General features: G+C 56.6%; 15 protein-coding genes. 6 read left to right on the top strand and 9 right to left on the bottom strand.

Going from position 1 to position 16,590, the window contains the following annotated elements; translation table 11 throughout:
* Nucleotides 1-45: 45 nt before the first annotated feature.
* Genes CW267_RS02500 through cmoB form a run of 3 tightly spaced genes read left to right on the top strand, consistent with a single transcriptional unit; the run spans nt 46 to nt 2,225 of the window.
* Nucleotides 46-441 carry an MAPEG family protein gene (locus CW267_RS02500; RefSeq protein WP_008804243.1) on the top strand — a complete coding sequence of 132 codons (396 nt, stop codon included), beginning with the start codon at nt 46-48 and terminating at the stop codon, nt 439-441.
* Nucleotides 442-480: 39 nt separating this feature from the next.
* Entirely contained in the window at nt 481-1,224 is a 744-nt protein-coding gene (gene cmoA, locus CW267_RS02495) for a carboxy-S-adenosyl-L-methionine synthase CmoA (RefSeq protein WP_008804242.1), read from the top strand.
* On the top strand, nt 1,221-2,225 hold the full coding sequence (cmoB, locus tag CW267_RS02490; protein ID WP_008804241.1) for a tRNA 5-methoxyuridine(34)/uridine 5-oxyacetic acid(34) synthase CmoB: 1,005 nt from the start codon (nt 1,221-1,223) through the stop codon (nt 2,223-2,225). Before cmoA ends, cmoB begins: the two co-directional genes overlap by 4 nt.
* Nucleotides 2,226-2,306: 81 nt before the next feature.
* On the opposite strand, the gene cutC is transcribed toward cmoB, so the two are convergent.
* On the bottom strand, nt 2,307-3,050 hold the full coding sequence (cutC, locus tag CW267_RS02485) for a copper homeostasis protein CutC (RefSeq protein WP_064176189.1): 744 nt from the start codon (nt 3,048-3,050) through the stop codon (nt 2,307-2,309).
* Nucleotides 3,051-3,126: 76 nt separating this feature from the next.
* Nucleotides 3,127-3,696 carry a VOC family protein gene (locus tag CW267_RS02480; protein ID WP_008804239.1) on the bottom strand — a complete coding sequence of 190 codons (570 nt, stop codon included), beginning with the start codon at nt 3,694-3,696 and terminating at the stop codon, nt 3,127-3,129.
* 235 nt (nt 3,697-3,931) lie between these two features.
* Here CW267_RS02480 and argS point away from each other — a divergent pair, with 235 nt between their 5' ends.
* Nucleotides 3,932-5,665, top strand: a complete 1,734-nt coding sequence (argS, locus tag CW267_RS02475) for an arginine--tRNA ligase (RefSeq protein WP_023297883.1) — start codon at nt 3,932-3,934, stop codon at nt 5,663-5,665.
* 61 nt (nt 5,666-5,726) lie between these two features.
* Here the strand turns inward: argS and CW267_RS02470 are convergent, their stop codons facing one another.
* Together CW267_RS02470 and CW267_RS02465 are read right to left on the bottom strand one after the other, a co-directional pair.
* Nucleotides 5,727-6,866: a glycoside hydrolase family 105 protein gene (locus CW267_RS02470; protein WP_022066259.1), complete on the bottom strand. Its 1,140-nt coding sequence runs from the start codon at nt 6,864-6,866 to the stop codon at nt 5,727-5,729.
* Nucleotides 6,867-6,870: 4 nt separating this feature from the next.
* The gene (locus CW267_RS02465) at nt 6,871-8,454 is read right to left on the bottom strand and encodes an MFS transporter (protein WP_012541243.1); all 1,584 of its coding nucleotides are present in this window, start codon (nt 8,452-8,454) and stop codon (nt 6,871-6,873) included.
* A 347-nt stretch (nt 8,455-8,801) separates the two neighbouring features.
* Between CW267_RS02465 and uspC the strand changes: the two genes are divergently transcribed.
* A complete protein-coding gene (uspC, locus tag CW267_RS02460; RefSeq protein ID WP_008804235.1) occupies nt 8,802-9,230 on the top strand; it encodes a universal stress protein UspC in 429 nt (142 codons plus the stop codon).
* 23 nt (nt 9,231-9,253) lie between these two features.
* On the opposite strand, the gene otsA is transcribed toward uspC, so the two are convergent.
* From otsA to CW267_RS02435, 5 genes are all read right to left on the bottom strand, one after another.
* Nucleotides 9,254-10,678 (bottom strand): alpha,alpha-trehalose-phosphate synthase, encoded by a 1,425-nt coding sequence (otsA, locus tag CW267_RS02455; protein WP_012967674.1) that lies wholly within the window; start codon nt 10,676-10,678, stop codon nt 9,254-9,256.
* Complete coding sequence (gene otsB / locus CW267_RS02450) at nt 10,653-11,441, bottom strand: trehalose-phosphatase (RefSeq protein ID WP_012967673.1); 789 nt, start codon at nt 11,439-11,441, stop codon at nt 10,653-10,655. Before otsB ends, otsA begins: the two co-directional genes overlap by 26 nt.
* 161 nt (nt 11,442-11,602) lie before the next feature.
* A complete protein-coding gene (gene araH / locus CW267_RS02445; RefSeq protein WP_004203438.1) occupies nt 11,603-12,583 on the bottom strand; it encodes an L-arabinose ABC transporter permease AraH in 981 nt (326 codons plus the stop codon).
* Nucleotides 12,584-12,597: 14 nt separating this feature from the next.
* On the bottom strand, nt 12,598-14,112 hold the full coding sequence (araG, locus tag CW267_RS02440; protein WP_049138232.1) for an L-arabinose ABC transporter ATP-binding protein AraG: 1,515 nt from the start codon (nt 14,110-14,112) through the stop codon (nt 12,598-12,600).
* Between the two features lie 60 nt (nt 14,113-14,172).
* On the bottom strand, nt 14,173-15,153 hold the full coding sequence (locus tag CW267_RS02435; protein ID WP_002911518.1) for an arabinose ABC transporter substrate-binding protein: 981 nt from the start codon (nt 15,151-15,153) through the stop codon (nt 14,173-14,175).
* 889 nt (nt 15,154-16,042) lie between these two features.
* On the opposite strand from CW267_RS02435, the gene CW267_RS02430 reads away from it, so the two are divergent.
* Nucleotides 16,043-16,552: a non-heme ferritin-like protein gene (locus CW267_RS02430; RefSeq protein ID WP_012541238.1), complete on the top strand. Its 510-nt coding sequence runs from the start codon at nt 16,043-16,045 to the stop codon at nt 16,550-16,552.
* Nucleotides 16,553-16,590 lie beyond the last annotated feature (38 nt).

The raw sequence follows: 16,590 nt of genomic DNA, 5'->3' as shown, positions 1-16,590 counted from the left end.
CTATCATATCCGGAGCCATCTGCCAGAGTTAAAGGGAGTTTTCGTATGGTCAGCGCGCTGTATGCCGTTTTAGGTGCGTTATTGTTAGTGAAGTTCTCATTTGACGTGGTGCGTTTGCGCACCCAATACCATGTAGGCTACGGTGACGGCGGCTTTAGCGAGCTTCAGGTCGCCATCCGCGTTCACGGTAATGCCGTCGAATATGTGCCGATTGGCCTCATTTTGCTGTTATTTATGGAGATGAACGGCGCCCAGACCTGGATGGTGCACGTTTGCGGCATTTTATTGATTGTCGGGCGACTGATGCACTCCTGGGGTTTTCATCACCGCGTCTACCACTGGCGCCGCTCCGGCATGAGCGCCACCTGGTGCGCGTTGTTGCTGATGGTGCTGGCCAACCTCTGGTATATGCCCTGGGAGTTGGTTTTCTCCCTCCGTTAGCGCACAATACGCCGTTTTCGTTTTTTCGGGTTTAACGTTATGTCTCACCGCGATACGCTTTTTTCCGCGCCGATTGCCAGCCTCGGCGACTGGACCTTTGATGAACGGGTTGCTGAAGTCTTCCCGGATATGATCCAGCGCTCTGTGCCCGGCTATTCCAATATCATCTCGATGATCGGCATGCTGGCCGAGCGCTTCGTTCAGCCCAACACCCAGGTTTACGATCTTGGCTGTTCGCTGGGCGCCGCCACCCTCTCTGTGCGCCGCAATATTAGTCATCCGGGCTGTCGCATTATCGCCATCGACAACTCTCCCGCGATGGTAGAGCGCTGCCGTCGCCATATTGACGCCTATAAAGCGCCGACGCCGGTCGAGGTCATTGAAGGGGATATCCGCGATGTGGCCATTGAAAACGCCTCGCTGGTGATCCTGAACTTTACCATTCAGTTCCTTGAGCCGGGCGATCGCCAGGCGATCCTCAATAAAGTCTATCAGGGGCTTAATCCGGGCGGCGCGCTGGTGCTCTCGGAGAAATTCAGCTTCGAAGACGCCCACGTCGGCGAGCTGCTGTTCAATATGCATCATGACTTTAAACGCGCTAACGGCTACAGCGAGCTGGAGATCAGCCAGAAACGCAGCATGCTGGAAAACGTGATGCTGACGGACTCCGTGGAAACCCATAAAGCTCGCCTGCGTCAGGCTGGGTTTGAACATGCCGAACTGTGGTTCCAGTGCTTTAACTTTGGCTCGCTGGTGGCAGTAAAATCCGGGGAGCAGGCATGATCGACTTCAGTAACTTCTATCAGCTGATCGCCAAAAGCCCGCTGTCTCACTGGCTGGAAACCTTGCCAGCTCAGGTAGCCGCCTGGCAGCGCGAGGCCCTGCACGGCAAGTTTCGCGAATGGGAGCGCGCCGTTGAGTTTCTTCCGGAATTAACGCCGTGGCGTCTGGATCTCCTGCACAGCGTCACCGCCGAGAGCGAAACGCCGCTCAGCGAAGGTCATCAGCTGCGGGTAGAAAACCTGCTTAAAAACCTGATGCCGTGGCGCAAAGGGCCTTATTCGCTGTACGGCATTAATATCGATACCGAATGGCGTTCCGACTGGAAATGGGAGCGCGTCCTGCCGCACCTGTCCGATCTTACCGGGCGGACTATCCTCGACGTGGGCTGCGGCAGCGGCTATCACATGTGGCGAATGATCGGCGCCGGCGCGCATCTGGCGGTCGGCATCGATCCCACCCAGCTGTTCCTGTGCCAGTTTGAAGCGGTGCGTAAGCTGCTCGGCAACGACCAGCGGGCGCATCTCCTGCCGCTGGGCATCGAGCAGCTGCCGGCGCTGGAGGCCTTCGACACCGTGTTCTCGATGGGCGTGCTCTACCACCGCCGCTCGCCGCTGGACCATCTGTGGCAGCTGAAAGATCAGCTGGCGCCGGGAGGCGAGCTGGTGCTGGAGACGCTGGTGGTCGAAGGGGATGAAAATACGGTGCTGGTTCCGGGCGACCGCTATGCGCAGATGCGCAACGTCTATTTTATTCCCTCGGCGGCGGCCCTGAAAATGTGGCTGGAGAAGTGCGGGTTTATCGATGTGCGCATCGTCGATGCCTGCGTCACCTCGACCGATGAGCAGCGGCGCACCGAATGGATGACCAGTGAATCGCTGGCCGATTTCCTCGACCCGCAGGATCAGCGCAAAACCGTGGAGGGGTATCCGGCTCCGCTGCGCGCGGTGATTATCGCCACCAAACCGGAAACGCAGCAGTCGCTGGCAAAAAAAGCGAGATAAAAAAAGGCCCCTGTTTAATGGGCAGGGGCCTGGTACGGGCAATCATCATATTGGGCGACATGATGTGCAGCAAAAAACCGTTTAACTTCTCCAGGCGGAGATAATCCCTTTCATCTCCGCCACCGCTTCGCCATTGACGGCGTAGCGCCTGTATTCGTCCGCATCGGGATCGGCTGACATCGAAACGCCTGGATGACGAAAGCGCATGTCCGATGGCAACCACTGGCCTGCAGAGCTATGAACCTCTTTCACCCCCGCCTGCAGCAACAGCGGCAGGTTCGCGGCGCGCACTCCCGCACCGGCCATAATGATTGGAGTATCCCCTGCGGCAATAAGTTCCGTAATTAATGAAATACCTTTCTCCGCCGAGGATTGCTGACCGGAAGTCAGGATACGTTTAACCCCCAGCTCACCCAGCGTCTTCCAGGCCTGACGCGGGTCGGCACACAGATCGAACGCGCGATGAAAGGTCACCGCCAGCGGCCCGGCCGCGGCCATTATTTTTTTCATCCGCGGGATATCGACCTGGCCATCGGCATTCAGTACGCCGGTCACCAGCCCGGGAAAACCGAGCTCCCGCACCATGCGGATATCGCTAAGCATCGCGGCGAACTCCTCTTCGGTGTAGCAGAAATCGCCGCCGCGCGGGCGAACGATCGGATGCACCGGGAGGGTAATCGCCTCGCGGACCGAGACCAGCACCCCATAAGAGGGTGTTAATCCCCCTTCCTGCGGCGCGGCGCAGAGTTCAATACGATCGGCGCCGCAGCGCTCAGCCTCCCGAGCGCACGCCATGCTGTAGCAACACACTTCCAGTACCGCCATTCCTCTCTCCCTGATCCAGACAACCTTTGCAGCATGTCATGATTTCACGCGGCAGACGCCGCGCGGCTTCACACTGTTACGTATCAGCTTGCTCGCTGGCGACGATTTGTTCAATCGACCACGGATGAAATTTCACCGTCACGCTGCCGTCGGTCACCGCCAGGGTGGGATTCGGCAGACGCTCATGCTGCCCTTTCGGCGAGCTGGTTTTGACGACGATCCCCGGCTGGCTGAGTCCATCATCGGCCAGCAGCGCCAGCGCGCGGGCATTTAAGGTTGCCGGATCGCCAGGCAGGACAATTTCAATATGCTCCCAGCCTTCATGGGGATAACGCTTTTCACCCGGCCACGGCAGCTCAATGATATGGAAGCGCCAGTGCGCCACGCAGACCGGCTCCGCCAGCTTGAACAGGCAAATGGGCCGGCCGTTAATCATATTCTCCGACAGCAGGGTTCCGCACTGTTCCAGACCGCGGCGCCAGCGTTCCGCAGTGGTATTCTGATGACAGCGCAGGGAGATATGGTCGGCGTCGAGCCCGGCGATCTCCAGTCCCAGTCGCGCAGTGAAGCGCTGAAGCGCATCGGAAAATCGCGGGAGATCCGCCGTAATATCGGCCAGTTGTTCAATTTGCTGCCAGTTTGCCATGGGTTTGCTCGTCAATGATGCTCGTCAGTAATGAAAAGGTAATTTACCGTGTTTCGGTCTGCGGACCAACCGCCGCCCTGCTGATGGGCAACTGAACGGCGATGGATTGCGCACGCCGCCGCGCCGCGCGCAATGCTGACGGACGGGGACAAATGCAGTATACTCCCGCCCTAATTTGTCCACATTATGGCGCTGCCTCCCTCGGGGGCAGGCGCATTACACGTAAGGTATTCCGGTGAATATTCAGGCTCTTCTCTCAGAAAAAGTCAGCCAGGCCCTGATCGCGGCAGGCGCGCCTGCCGATTGCGAACCTCAGGTCCGCCAGTCAGCAAAAGTTCAGTTCGGTGACTATCAGGCCAACGGCGTGATGGCTGTCGCCAAAAAACTGGGCATGGCGCCGCGACAACTTGCAGAGCAGGTACTGTCTCATCTTGACCTCAACGGCATTGCCAACAAGGTTGAAATCGCCGGGCCGGGCTTTATCAATATTTTCCTCGATCCTGCTTTTCTGGCGGACAACGTCAACCGCGCGCTGCAGTCTGAGCGCCTGGGCGTCACGAAACCGCAGGCGCAGACTATCGTCGTCGACTACTCGGCACCCAACGTAGCGAAAGAGATGCACGTTGGCCATCTGCGTTCGACCATCATTGGCGATGCTTCAGTCCGTACCCTGGAGTTCCTGGGTCATAAGGTGATCCGCGCCAACCACGTCGGCGACTGGGGCACCCAGTTCGGTATGCTGATCGCGTATCTGGAAAAACAGCAGCAGGAAAACGCCGGTGAGATGGCCCTGGCCGACCTCGAAGGTTTCTATCGCGAAGCGAAAAAGCACTACGATGAAGACGAAGCCTTTGCCGAGCGCGCACGTAGCTACGTGGTTAAACTGCAGGGCGGCGATCAGTACTTCCTGCAGATGTGGCGTAAGCTGGTCGACATCACCATGTCGCAAAACCAGATCACCTACGATCGCCTGAATGTGACGCTGACCCGCGATGACGTAATGGGTGAGAGCCTGTACAACCCGATGCTGCCGGGGATCGTCGCCGATCTGAAAGCCAAAGGGCTGGCCGTCGAGAGCGAAGGCGCCACCGTGGTGTTCCTTGATGAGTACAAAAACAAGGAAGGCGAACCGATGGGCGTCATCATCCAGAAAAAAGATGGCGGCTACCTTTACACCACCACCGATATCGCCTGCGCGAAGTATCGCTATGAAACGCTGCACGCCGACCGCGTGCTCTATTACATCGATTCTCGTCAGCACCAGCACCTGATGCAGGCGTGGACCATCGTGCGTAAAGCAGGCTACGTGCCGGACTCTGTGCCGCTGGAGCACCATATGTTCGGTATGATGCTGGGGAAAGACGGCAAGCCGTTTAAAACCCGCGCCGGCGGTACCGTGAAGCTGGCCGATCTGCTGGACGAAGCGCTGGAGCGCGCCCGTCGCCTGGTAGCGGAGAAGAACCCGGACATGTCGGCTGACGAGCTGGAAAATCTGGCGAAAGTGGTCGGTATCGGCGCGGTGAAATATGCCGATCTGTCGAAAAACCGCACCACCGATTACGTTTTTGACTGGGATAATATGCTGGCGTTCGAAGGCAACACCGCGCCGTATATGCAGTATGCCTATACCCGCGTGCTCTCCGTGTTCCGCAAAGCCGGCATCGACGAAAACGCGATGATCGATGCGCCGGTGGTCATCGCCGAAGATCGCGAAGCCCAGCTGGCCGCGCGCCTGCTGCAGTTTGAAGAGACCCTCTCCGTGGTCGCTCGCGAAGGGACGCCGCACGTGATGTGCGCCTACCTGTACGATCTGGCGGGGCTATTCTCCGGCTTCTACGAGCATTGCCCGATCCTCAGCGCGGAAAGCGAAGAGACCCGCAACAGCCGCCTGAAGCTGGCGCTGTTGACGGCGAAAACCCTCAAGCTGGGTCTCGATACCCTGGGTATCGAAACCGTAGAGCGTATGTAACAAACAACCCGGCGAAAGCCGGGTTAGTTTTATTCGGCGCCCCGTCAGCGGGGCCCCCTGCTCAGAAATATTTACGCAGATACTCGGTCAGACAAAGGATCGCCATCGCCTGGCCATAGGGCATCGAGGTAAGCGGGATCTGGCGATAAAAATCGAGGTCTGACCCCATTCCGGTGCCAAACGAGGTCTGCAGCAGCTCCCCCTGCGGCGAAATATTGTGCACAATCCCGCGAATCGCTTTTTCAGCCACTCCGGCATAGTGCTGCCCGACGTAACGCTTGCGCACCGCTTTGAGAATGCCGTAGGCAAAGCCGGCGGTCGCCGAGGCCTCAGGATAAGAGTGCGGATCGTCCAGCAGGGTATGCCACAGGCCGCTGTCGTCCTGGCATTTTGCTAAGGCGGCAATCTGTGCGTCGAGTACCGTCATCAGATAACGCCGTACCGCGTTCCCCTCGGGGAGATCCACCAGCTCCAGAAAATCCGGGATCACCATGGTGAGCCAGCTGTTGCCCCGCGCCCAGCGCGCCCGGGCAAAGTTGTGCCGTCCCTCATAGTTCCAGCCGTGAAACCACAGCCCGGTCTCCCGGTCCATCAGGTTCTGCACATGGAGCAGGAACTGGTAGGTCGCCTCCTCCACATACTGTGGGCGGTGAAGCAGCTTGCCAATTTTGGCTAACGGCAACACGGTCATCATCAGCGTGTCATCCCACATTTGCTGATGGTTCTCCTCCGCCAGAGTCATGTGCTGCATGCCGCCCTGTTCGGTGCGCGGCATCTCGTACATCGCCCACTCCGCCCAGCTCTCCAGCCACGGCAGATACGCCATCCGGCCAGTCTCTTCAAAGCGGTATGCCAGGGTCAGGAACGGGGCCATCGTATTGACGTTTTTGGTCGTTGCTCCCTCGGCGAAGCGGTCGGCAAACCAGCGGTCGATGATATCGCGCATCTCGATATCGCCGGTTTGCTGATAATACTGATAGATGCCGTACAGCCCAACCCCGTGGGTCCACTCCCAGCCGGCCCAGCCTTTGGTATCGATCACGCGCCCGTCATCGAGGCGCAGTAAAAATTGCCCGCTCTCATCCTTAATGTTCACCAGGTTTTGCGTCACGTTGCGGATCAGAGCCTGCAGTTCGCTGCGGGCGATAAAACGCTCAGGCTGACACAGTAATGGGCTATGTTTGACCGGCCAAACTTTCATGTTGTTAACCTCGGGTGTATGTCGAATTTAAAGCACCGCCCTGGGTGAGCCCCGGGGCAGCAGGTTTATGACGATTCAGATAGCCAATATTGTTATTGCCCCACAGGCAGTCGTAAGGCATCCCCGCCAGCATCTCGACCACCGCGCGGTGTTCTGCAATGGTCTGTTCCGGCTGGGCACAGCCGAGATCGCGCATTCTGAGGGTTTCACTGCGCAGGATGCTGTGGGTGTGCAGGTTGAGCTTGAAGCGTAGCGAGACGAGGAAGCCGCAGGCTAACACCACCAGGGTGCCGACGCTGAGGATCAGTAAAATGGTATGGCTCACGCCTGGCGGTTGTATTTTTTGCCCGGAGACAAACCCTGACAGCTGCATGATGATACCCACCAGCATGACCGCCCCCGCCTGCGAGGCTTTGCGGGTCAGCGTCATGATGCCGGCAAAAATTCCTTCGCGGCGCTGGCCGGTGATCGCCTCGTCGACGTCGGCAATATAGGTGTAGGTATTCCACGGTACGTAGTTAATCCCGCCGCGTCCCAGTCCGGCGACAGCAGAGATGAGCAGCAGTAAGGAATAGACGTCGCTCAGTCCGGCGTAATAGAGCAGCGCATACGAGAGCGAGCTCAGGCCAAACAGGACCACCACCATGCGGTAGGACGGCGCCGGGCCAAAGCGAATGCACAACGGGATCATGGCGATCACCGCAATAAACTGGAAGATGGCCATCGTCCCGAGCAGATTCGAGGCGACAGAGGCTTCCTGCATCAGGACAAAGACCACGTAGTAGGTAAACACGGCATTGAAGACGTCCTGGGCGATATAGCCCCCCAGATACATGCCGAGGTGCTGGCGGAAAATTTTTATCCGCAGCGTGGAGCTTAGCTCAATCACCAGGCGATTGAGGCTCTGAGCGAGGGTTAAGTTTTGTTTTTCCGCTTCCGCCCGCAGCGCCGCCTCTGACCACGCCTCACGCGGCCGTTCCCACGTGAAGCACCAGACGAAGGTCAGCATCACCGCACACAGGACCGAGAACACCAGACTGGCATAAAAGAATGAGCTGGCATTGTCTTTCCCGAGCCAGGTGAGGAGGATCCCCGGCAGAAAGGAGGCTAAAATCGCCGACATTTGCGCCATCGAGATGCGCGCGCCAGAAAATTTGGTTTTCTGTTTAAAGTCATCAGTCATCTCTGGCACCAGCGTTTCGTAGGGCACCAGAATCATGGTGTAAACCATATCAAACAGCAGATAGGTGACGAGGTAGTACCAGAAGCCCATCTCGCCGACCCACATCGCTGAATAGCTGAATACGCACGGAATGCCGAGCAGAATAAAGAATTTTCTGCGGCCGAAGCGCTTTCCGAGCCAGGTGGTGCCGAAGTTATCGGTGAGAAAGCCCATCAGCGGGCTCACCACCGCATCCAGCACGCGGGCAGCAGCAAAAATAAGCGTGGCCTCAATCGGGGTCAGTCCGCAGAAGGTCGTGTAAAAGTAGAGTAGCCATGCGGCAGTTAGCGCTGTCGTGCCGGCGCCGAGAAAATCGCCCGCGCCGTAGGCCAGGTAGTTAGCCAGTCCAATTTTTCGTGTTTTCATCGCCGTGATCCTGTGTCTTTTATTAAAAGAACGCCGACAATCGTTCCGGATTTGCCACCGGAAGGGAGTGGGTACCTGGCTACACTAAAAGCAGTGAAACGACGTTACCTTTGTGTTTTTGCCACGGAACAACCGCCGGTGGCAAAATGACAAAGAGACGATGTCTCTACTTCACTCATTTATAAAACAGCATTTCTTTTAAATAAAAAGCCAGGTTCATTTATGTGATCTTGTGAGGAAAACACGGACTGGCGAAGAGCGTCGCAAATCACGGGAGCAACCCTTGCGCCGCTGGGGAAACAGGAGTAAAGAAAGAAGGGTTATTCCGCGTATCTCAAGGAGGCCAGATGCCTTATTCACATCTGCTGGTTGCCGTCGCGCCAACGCCGGAGAGTCAGATATTAATTAAAAAAGCGGTGTCGATTGCCCGCCCCGTTAACGCGAAAGTGAGCTTTATCACCTTCGCCACGGATCCGGAAATGTATAACCAGTTCGCCGCACCGATGATGGAAAATCTGCGTGAGCTGATGCAGGAAGAAACGCGGGAGTTTCTCAATGAGCTGGCTCGTCAGGCGGACTACCCGATAGAAAAAATGACCATCGCCTGCGGCGAACTGGGTCACCATGTCAAAGACTTTTGCCAGTCGCACAAGGTTGATCTGGTGATCTGCGGCAATCACAACCACTCGCTTTTCTCGCGCGCCACCTGCTCGGCGAAAAATATCGTCGGCAGTAGCGGCGTCGATGTTCTGCTGGTTTCCCTTGAAAAGGGCTAACGCCGGTTAGCCCTTTTCCTGAACTAGGCCAGTTTAGGGAAGGTGGCTATCTTCCCCCGCAGGCGGCTCTCCTCGCTGCGCGGCGAAATATGCTGCAGATCGTCGACAAAACGCGCCTGCCAGTTATGAATATCATTCTCTCTGATCACGTCCAGCATCGCGGAATGACGGGCGATACGTTCCGGCAGCGGCATGCTGAGAGCACGATCCAGCGCGGTGGCAACCTCATCGCGATCGTAAGGGTTGACGATCAGCGCGCTGGTCAGCTCCTGCGCCGCCCCGGCAAACTGCGACAGGACCAGCACCCCGGGGTTATCCGGATCCTGCGCTGCGACGTATTCTTTCGCCACCAGGTTCATGCCATCACGCAGCGGCGTCACCAGCCCGACGTCAGAGTAGCGGAAGACCTTCATCAGCAGCTTACGGTCAAAATGCTGGTTCAGGTAGTAGAGCGGGGTCCAGCCAAGCTGGCCAAACTGGCCATTGATGCGTCCGGCTGCAGTTTCCAGCTGGTGACGAATATCCTGATAGGCCTGTACATCGCCACGGGAAGTGGGCGCGATCTGGGTATAACGGATCTTGCCATGATGTTGAGGGTACTTCTCAAGCAGCGTCTCATAGGCGAGGAATCGCTCCGGCAACCCTTTCGAGTAGTCAAGCCGCTCCACGGAGAAGATATTCTTCACATTTTTCAGCTCATTCTTCAGCTGAGCCAGCTTCGGCGGCAGCGGGCCTTTGGCGTTGCGCGTAATTTCGTCCGGATCGATCCCAATCGGATAAACCTCGGTACTGAACGCCTTACCCCATGCCTGATAGCGTTTGTCCCCGAGATCGGAGAGTCGGGTCTGCATGGCAATGCTGTCAAGAAAGGCGGTTCTGTCGCTTTCGGTCTGGAAGCCCAGCAGATCGTAATCGCACAGTTGCTCCAGCAGCTCGGCATGCGGCGGTAGCGCGTTAAAAATCTCCGGCGTCGGGAATGGAATATGCAAAAAGAAGCCGATCCGGTTGTTCACTCCGCGCTTACGCAGTTCACTGGCGAAAGGCAGCAGATGGTAATCATGGATCCACAGCGTATCGTCTGGCTCGATCAGCGGCAGAAGCTTGTCGGCCAGCATCGCGTTGACCCGCAGATATCCCTCCCAGGCTTCGCGCTGGAAGCTGACCAGGTCAAGACGATAGTGGAAGGCCGGCCACAGCACGGCGTTGGAAAACTGGTTGTAATATTCATCATGGTCCCGTTCATTCAGGTTGAACGACGCCCAGGAGATATTTCCGCGGGAGACCTGCTTCAGCGGCTGCTGGTCATCGCCAATTTCGCCGCTCCAGCCAAACCACAGACCCCCCGCCGCTTTCAGTGCCCCCAGGATGCCGACGGCCAGACCGCCAGCGCTCGATTTTTTATCGTCCGGTAAGGCGATACGGTTAGAGACTACGACTAAACGACTCATGGTCATCCCTCCTTTCGGTTTGCGCGTCATACGCCAGATGTTGCAACCACGTCCTTACAGCGGCGGCATCCGCCAACCGCCAGTGCGCCTGAGTTTCCCCGGCGCCGACTTTTACCGACATTCCCTGCAGTTGATTAACCACGCTAAATCCCGCCTCATCGGTCAAATCATCGCCGACAAAAACCGGTTCGCGGCCGGCAAACGGCGCCTCCTGCATGAAGGCGCTGATCGCCTCCCCTTTGTTCACTCCGCGGGGTTTAATCTCCACCACACATTTACCCAGCTGCAGTGCCAGCAGCGGGTAGCGCTGAACGATGCGCTGAGCCAGCTCCAGTACTGCGCTCTGCTGCTGCGGAGCCTGGCGGTAGTGCAGCGCGAAGGCCATCTCCTTACTCTCCAGCTCGCAGCCGGAGAGCCCCTGCAGCGCCGAGGTCAGCTCAGTCGCGATTTCATCGCGCAGCGCCGACGGCAGAGAAACGATATAGGTTTTACCATTGATATCACGGCGTTCTGCCCCGTGAACGCCGGCCAGCGGTAGCCGCCAGGGATGGGTTAGCGCGTCAAGTTCAGCCATTGAGCGCCCTGAAATCAATGCCACCGCCCCACCCTGCTGCTGGGCCAGCGCGTTGAGCGCCTGCAACGTGTTGTCGGGTATCACCACCTGATCGGGGTGCGGTTGGATATCGGCAAGAGTACCGTCGAGGTCAAAGAAAAAAGCGTAGTTTCCGGTTAGCGCAGGCGGTACAGATATCTGGTTATCCACCCTGTTTCCTCCTTATCATGGCCAGCCGAAGCTGGTTGTTAATTATATGTTAGCCATGTAAGTATAGACAGTGTGACCAACCTCGCCATTTTTGATAGTTACCGCCAGCGAAACGGGCGCTGGCGGTAATTACTCTGTAGACTTAAAAGTTATGCCTGAAATCAGGCCGCGCGTTTGGCTTTTTGTTTGTAGCGGTCAAAAATCACCGCCGCCAGCAGGATCACACCGCGCACGACGTATTGTGAGAAAGGCGAGATGTTCAGCAGGTTCATCGCGTTCTCCACGGTCCCGAGGATCAGGATCCCGGCGACCACGTAGGAGATCTTGCCGATCCCGCCCTTCAGCGATACCCCACCCAGCACGCAGGCTGAAATAACAATCAGCTCATAGCCAATCGAGGTCATCGGCTGGCCGCTGGTCATCCGCGACGCCAGAATGATCCCCGCGGCGGCCGATACCAGACCGGAGAGCACAAAGATAATAATCTTGGTGCGCACCACCGGGACCCCGGCCAGACGCGCCGCCTCTTCATTGCCGCCAATAGCCAGCGTATTACGGCCAAAGGTGGTTTTGTTTAGTAATAATCCGAAAACCACCAGGCAGGCGACCGTCAGCCAGATTGGCGCCGGCAGACCAAACCAGTTGGCGTAGCCGAGAGTGAAGAAGCGCTCATCTTCGATCCCCACCGCTTTCCCGTCGGAGATAATGTAGGCCAGGCCCCGGACGATTTGCATCGTCGCGAGGGTGGTGATCAGGGCGTTAATCTTCAGGCGCGCAATGACAAAGCCGTTGACCAGACCACTGACCGCGCCCAGCAGCAGGCCGGCGGCAATCCCCAGCCACAGGCTTTCGCTCAGGTTAATCACCACTGCGGTAGTGACCCCGGCACAGGCGATAACCGACGCCACCGACAGGTCAAAATCGCCGGAGGCCAGGCAGAAGAGCATGCCGCAGGCCACCATTCCGGACATCGAGATCGCCAGCCCCAGCCCCTTCATATTGACGAATGAGGCAAAGTTGGGCACAAAAATTACGCAGCCGATAAACAGCACAGCAAACACCACCAGCATGCCAAACTGATCCCAAATGCGGGCAAAGCTAAAGGCAGAGCGGGTAGCGCCAGACGTAGTCACAGATGACATCATTTACTCCTTACTCAGGCGACAGCCTGACTCACTTTTGGCATCGCAAGGCTTAACGCCTGCTGTTCATTGGCTTCTTCATGCAGCAGTTCGCCGGCGATTTGCCCCTCGCGCATCACCACGATGCGGTCAGCGACGCCCAGCACTTCCGGCAGGTCGCTGGAGGCAAACACCACGGCAACACCTGAGGCGGCGAGGCCATATATCACGTTGTAAATTTCATGTTTGGCGCCGACGTCGATGCCGCGGGTGGGCTCATCGAGCAGGATCACCTTCATCTCTTCCGACAGCCAGCGGCCAAGGATCGCTTTCTGCTGGTTGCCGCCCGACAGGTTCATGATCAGCTGTTCCGGGCCAGGCGTTTTAATGTTCAGCGACTGGATATGCTGATCGGCATTGTCTGCCTCCCAGGCGTTGTTGATCAGGCAGCCAGCGTGAATATGCTTGCGCCGGGCGCTGATATTGATATTGTCGCGTACGGAGTGAACCGGAATAATCCCCTCCGCTTTGCGATCTTCCGGGCACAGCATCATCCCGGCCTGGATGGCCTGGGCCGGTTTACGAATGTCCACGGGCTGGCCATCGATATACACCTGACCGCCGGTGATCCGGGTGCCGCCAAATAAGCCTTTCATCAGTTCGCTGCGCCCGGCGCCCACCAGCCCGAACAGGCCGACGATTTCGCCACTGCGTACCGAGAGGCTGATCGGCGTACGCACGCCCGGTGCTTTGACCTCCTCCAGACGCAGCCGCTCTTCGCCATAGGGGCGAGGTTTCCAGCCGTATATATCGCCCAGATTGCGCCCTACCATCGCCTGAACCAGGGCGTCATGACTGACGCTCGGCATATCGTCAAAAGTGCAGACATAGCGGCCATCCTTAAAGACGGTGATGGCATCGCTGAGGGCAAAAATTTCTTCCATCCGGTGCGAAACATAGATGATGACTCGCCCCTCCTCCCGCAGTTCGCGGATAACGCGAAACAGATTGTCGATCTCCCGGGCGGAGAGCGAACTGGTCGGTTCATCGAAAGCGATGATCTTGGCATTGCGCGCCAGCGCTTTGGCAATCTCCACCATCTGCCACTGGCCTATAGAGAGATACTTCAGCGGCGTCTCCGGATCGATATCCAGCCCCAGATGTTCCAGCTGCAGGCGGGCCTCATAGTTGAGCAACGATCGGTTGACGATACCGCCTCTGTGCGGTAGCTGGCCAAGATAGATATTTTCGGCGACGGTCATCTCCGGGATCAGATGCAGCTCCTGGTAGATAATCGCCACGCCGGCGTTCAGCGCCTCCATGGTATTGCTGAACGCCATCTGCTGGCCGCCGATCTGCAGGTGGCCAGCGGTCGGAATATAGTTGCCGCTGAGAATTTTCAGCAGCGTCGATTTGCCTGCGCCATTTTCACCCATCAGCGCGTGGATCTGTCCGGGGTAGCAGTCAAAACTGATATCGGACAAAGCCTTTACGCCAGGGAACGTCATGGTGATGCCGCGAAATGAGAGATAAGGGGTAGACTGTTGCATAACGACTCCGCTCTTCAGCACTCAGCCCCCGCCGCGGCGGGGGCCAGTTCAACCAGGCTGTTACAGCCCTTTTTTCGCCAGCTCTTCTTTGAAGTTATCGCGGGTAATCAGCACCACATCGGTCACCGCCGTGAACTTCGGCGGCTCAACGCCCTTAGTGACCCAGTTGTAGAGCATTTCGCTGGTTTTATAGCCATGAATATCCGGGCTTGGCAGCAGGGAACCATAGAAGCCGGTCGGTTGCGCCTTCGACAGTTCGTTGACCGCATCCACACCGTTGATGCCGATGCCAATCACATCCGGTGCTTTAAAGCCCTGGCCTTCAGTGGCACGCACGCCGCCGAGCACGGTGTTGTCGTTCATCCCCACGATCAGCCAGTGTTTCACCTGCGGGTGCTGGACCAGCATGGAGTTACCGGCGTCAAACGCCCCCGGGATATCGTTAGATTTTGTCGGCACGCGGTAGATTTGCGCGTCCGGGAAGCCGGCTGCCTTCAGGGCATCGATGGAGCCGGTGGTGCGACGACGGGCGGTGTCCAGCTCATCGGCGGTGATAGCCATCACCGCGGTGTCTTTAACATCCCAGCCGCGTTTTTGCATCTCTTTATAGAGTTCCTGCCCCTGGCGGGCGCCGATTTCGCTGGCCGCCATCATCACCAGCGGTACGCTCTCCATCGGTTTGCCTTTCGCATTGACGAACTGGTCATCGACGGTAATGACCTTCATGTCATAGCCGCGCGCTTTGGCGACAATCGCCGACCCGAGCTTGGGATCGGGGGTACAGATGACAAAGCCCTTCGCGCCGCTGGCTGCCAGGCTGTCGATTGCGTTGAGGGTTTTCTCACCATCCGGAACCGCAATTTTAATGACGTCAAACCCTAAATCTTTTCCTGCTTTATCAGCAAATTTCCACTCAGTCTGGAACCATGGCTCTTCCGGCTGCTTCACCAGAAAACCCAGTTTCAAATTTTCCGCCATAGCTGATTGTGACATAACCGCAGCGAGACCAATGGCCGCCAGCGCTTTAGTAAATTTGTGCATGGTAAACTCCAGCTTTAATTCGCTTTCATGTAGGGAAAAATCGGAATTAACAATTTTATCGGCATCAAAACAAGGCATTAGAAAAATCGCATTCCCCACTGCCGTTGTTAGAGTAGTAATACCCGGAAATTATTTCTCCATACGAGAGCATTATCACATCGCGGAATTACAGTAATTGCGTACATACATTTAGCAAAAAATGACATAAAAAATGACACAATTGTCATACAATTTTACCGGGCTATAGCAGGATCATCTATACCACCAGCAGACTTATCCTTGTGATGTCAGAGGATGTTTAACAGAGGGTTACAGCGCTGTTATCCCCGGCGATTGCCAGCCTCGTAAAGGGCGTTTGCCTCTGTACCTCCTCAGTGACAACAGCCCCGCATCGCCGGGCGACCGGGACCGCTTAATATCGCGAAAAAACGGATCTTTTCCGTAATTAATACCGAATTGAAAAAATATTCCGCTTCAAATAAAAGCCTGCAACAAAAAATAAAAATAATGATCATTAGCCAGAAACATTACGCTTGAAATAACTTATTCCGCTCTGTTCTACGACAAATTTCGTAGTCAAATACCTATAACTTATCACTAACGCGATGCCAGCAAGCCCCGGCCAACGGCGCATGATTTCAGTCCAGATACCCTCTAAAAATAATGGTGTAACAAAACGTAAATTACCGCGATTGAGAGTTTTCTTAATTCCGTTGAGCGAGTATTCTTAAATCGTCGGCAAATGGAAAAAATACCCGACTCATACGGAATGTGTAGAGTTTTATTATTCTGCAACAGTGCCGCGTGTCACTATTTTATCTTGTGGTTATCCGCAGGATCTGTCGACACGCATCAGTAACCCCTTCCCGGTTAATAAGGATATTTTTTTATGGCAGTTCCAGGAATGGCACAAAAGCTAAACACCCAGATGAATCTTGAGTTTCACGCCTCTAACGTTTACCTGAACTTAAGCGAGTGGTGTGCCCGGCATCGCTTCGACGGCGCCGCGACATTTTTGCGCACCCGCGCGCAAAGCAGCATTACCCTCACCATGCGCGTATTTGACTATCTGAAAAAAGCCGGCAGCTGGCCGATAGTGAATCCCGACCGCGCCTGTAATCCCGAATGCACCTCGCTGGAAGATCTGTTTACCCAAACCCTGAACGATTACCAACAGCGAAGCAGTATGCTGAGCGGTCTTGCCGAAGAAGCCAGGGCACAAAGCGACGACAACACCTGGCGATTTCTGACGCTGCTGGCGGAAGAGCAGCAACAGGATGGTCTGCTGTTGCAAAGCGTGCTTGAGGAAATCCGCAATGCCGATAAAGCTGGTCTCGGAATGGAGCAGACCGATCGGCGTCTGATGGCATTGGTCGGAGAACCACGGAAGCCGCATTAGTCAGCCATTTTCGCTCTGTCAGGGGGAGCGTGCCCACG

The sequence above is a fragment of the Klebsiella sp. X1-16S-Nf21 genome (assembly GCF_002837615.1).
GTDB classification, from domain to species: Bacteria; Pseudomonadota; Gammaproteobacteria; order Enterobacterales; family Enterobacteriaceae; genus Klebsiella; species Klebsiella variicola.
Note: the sequence above shows the minus strand (reverse complement) of the source record. Positions and strands in the feature narration are given on the sequence as shown.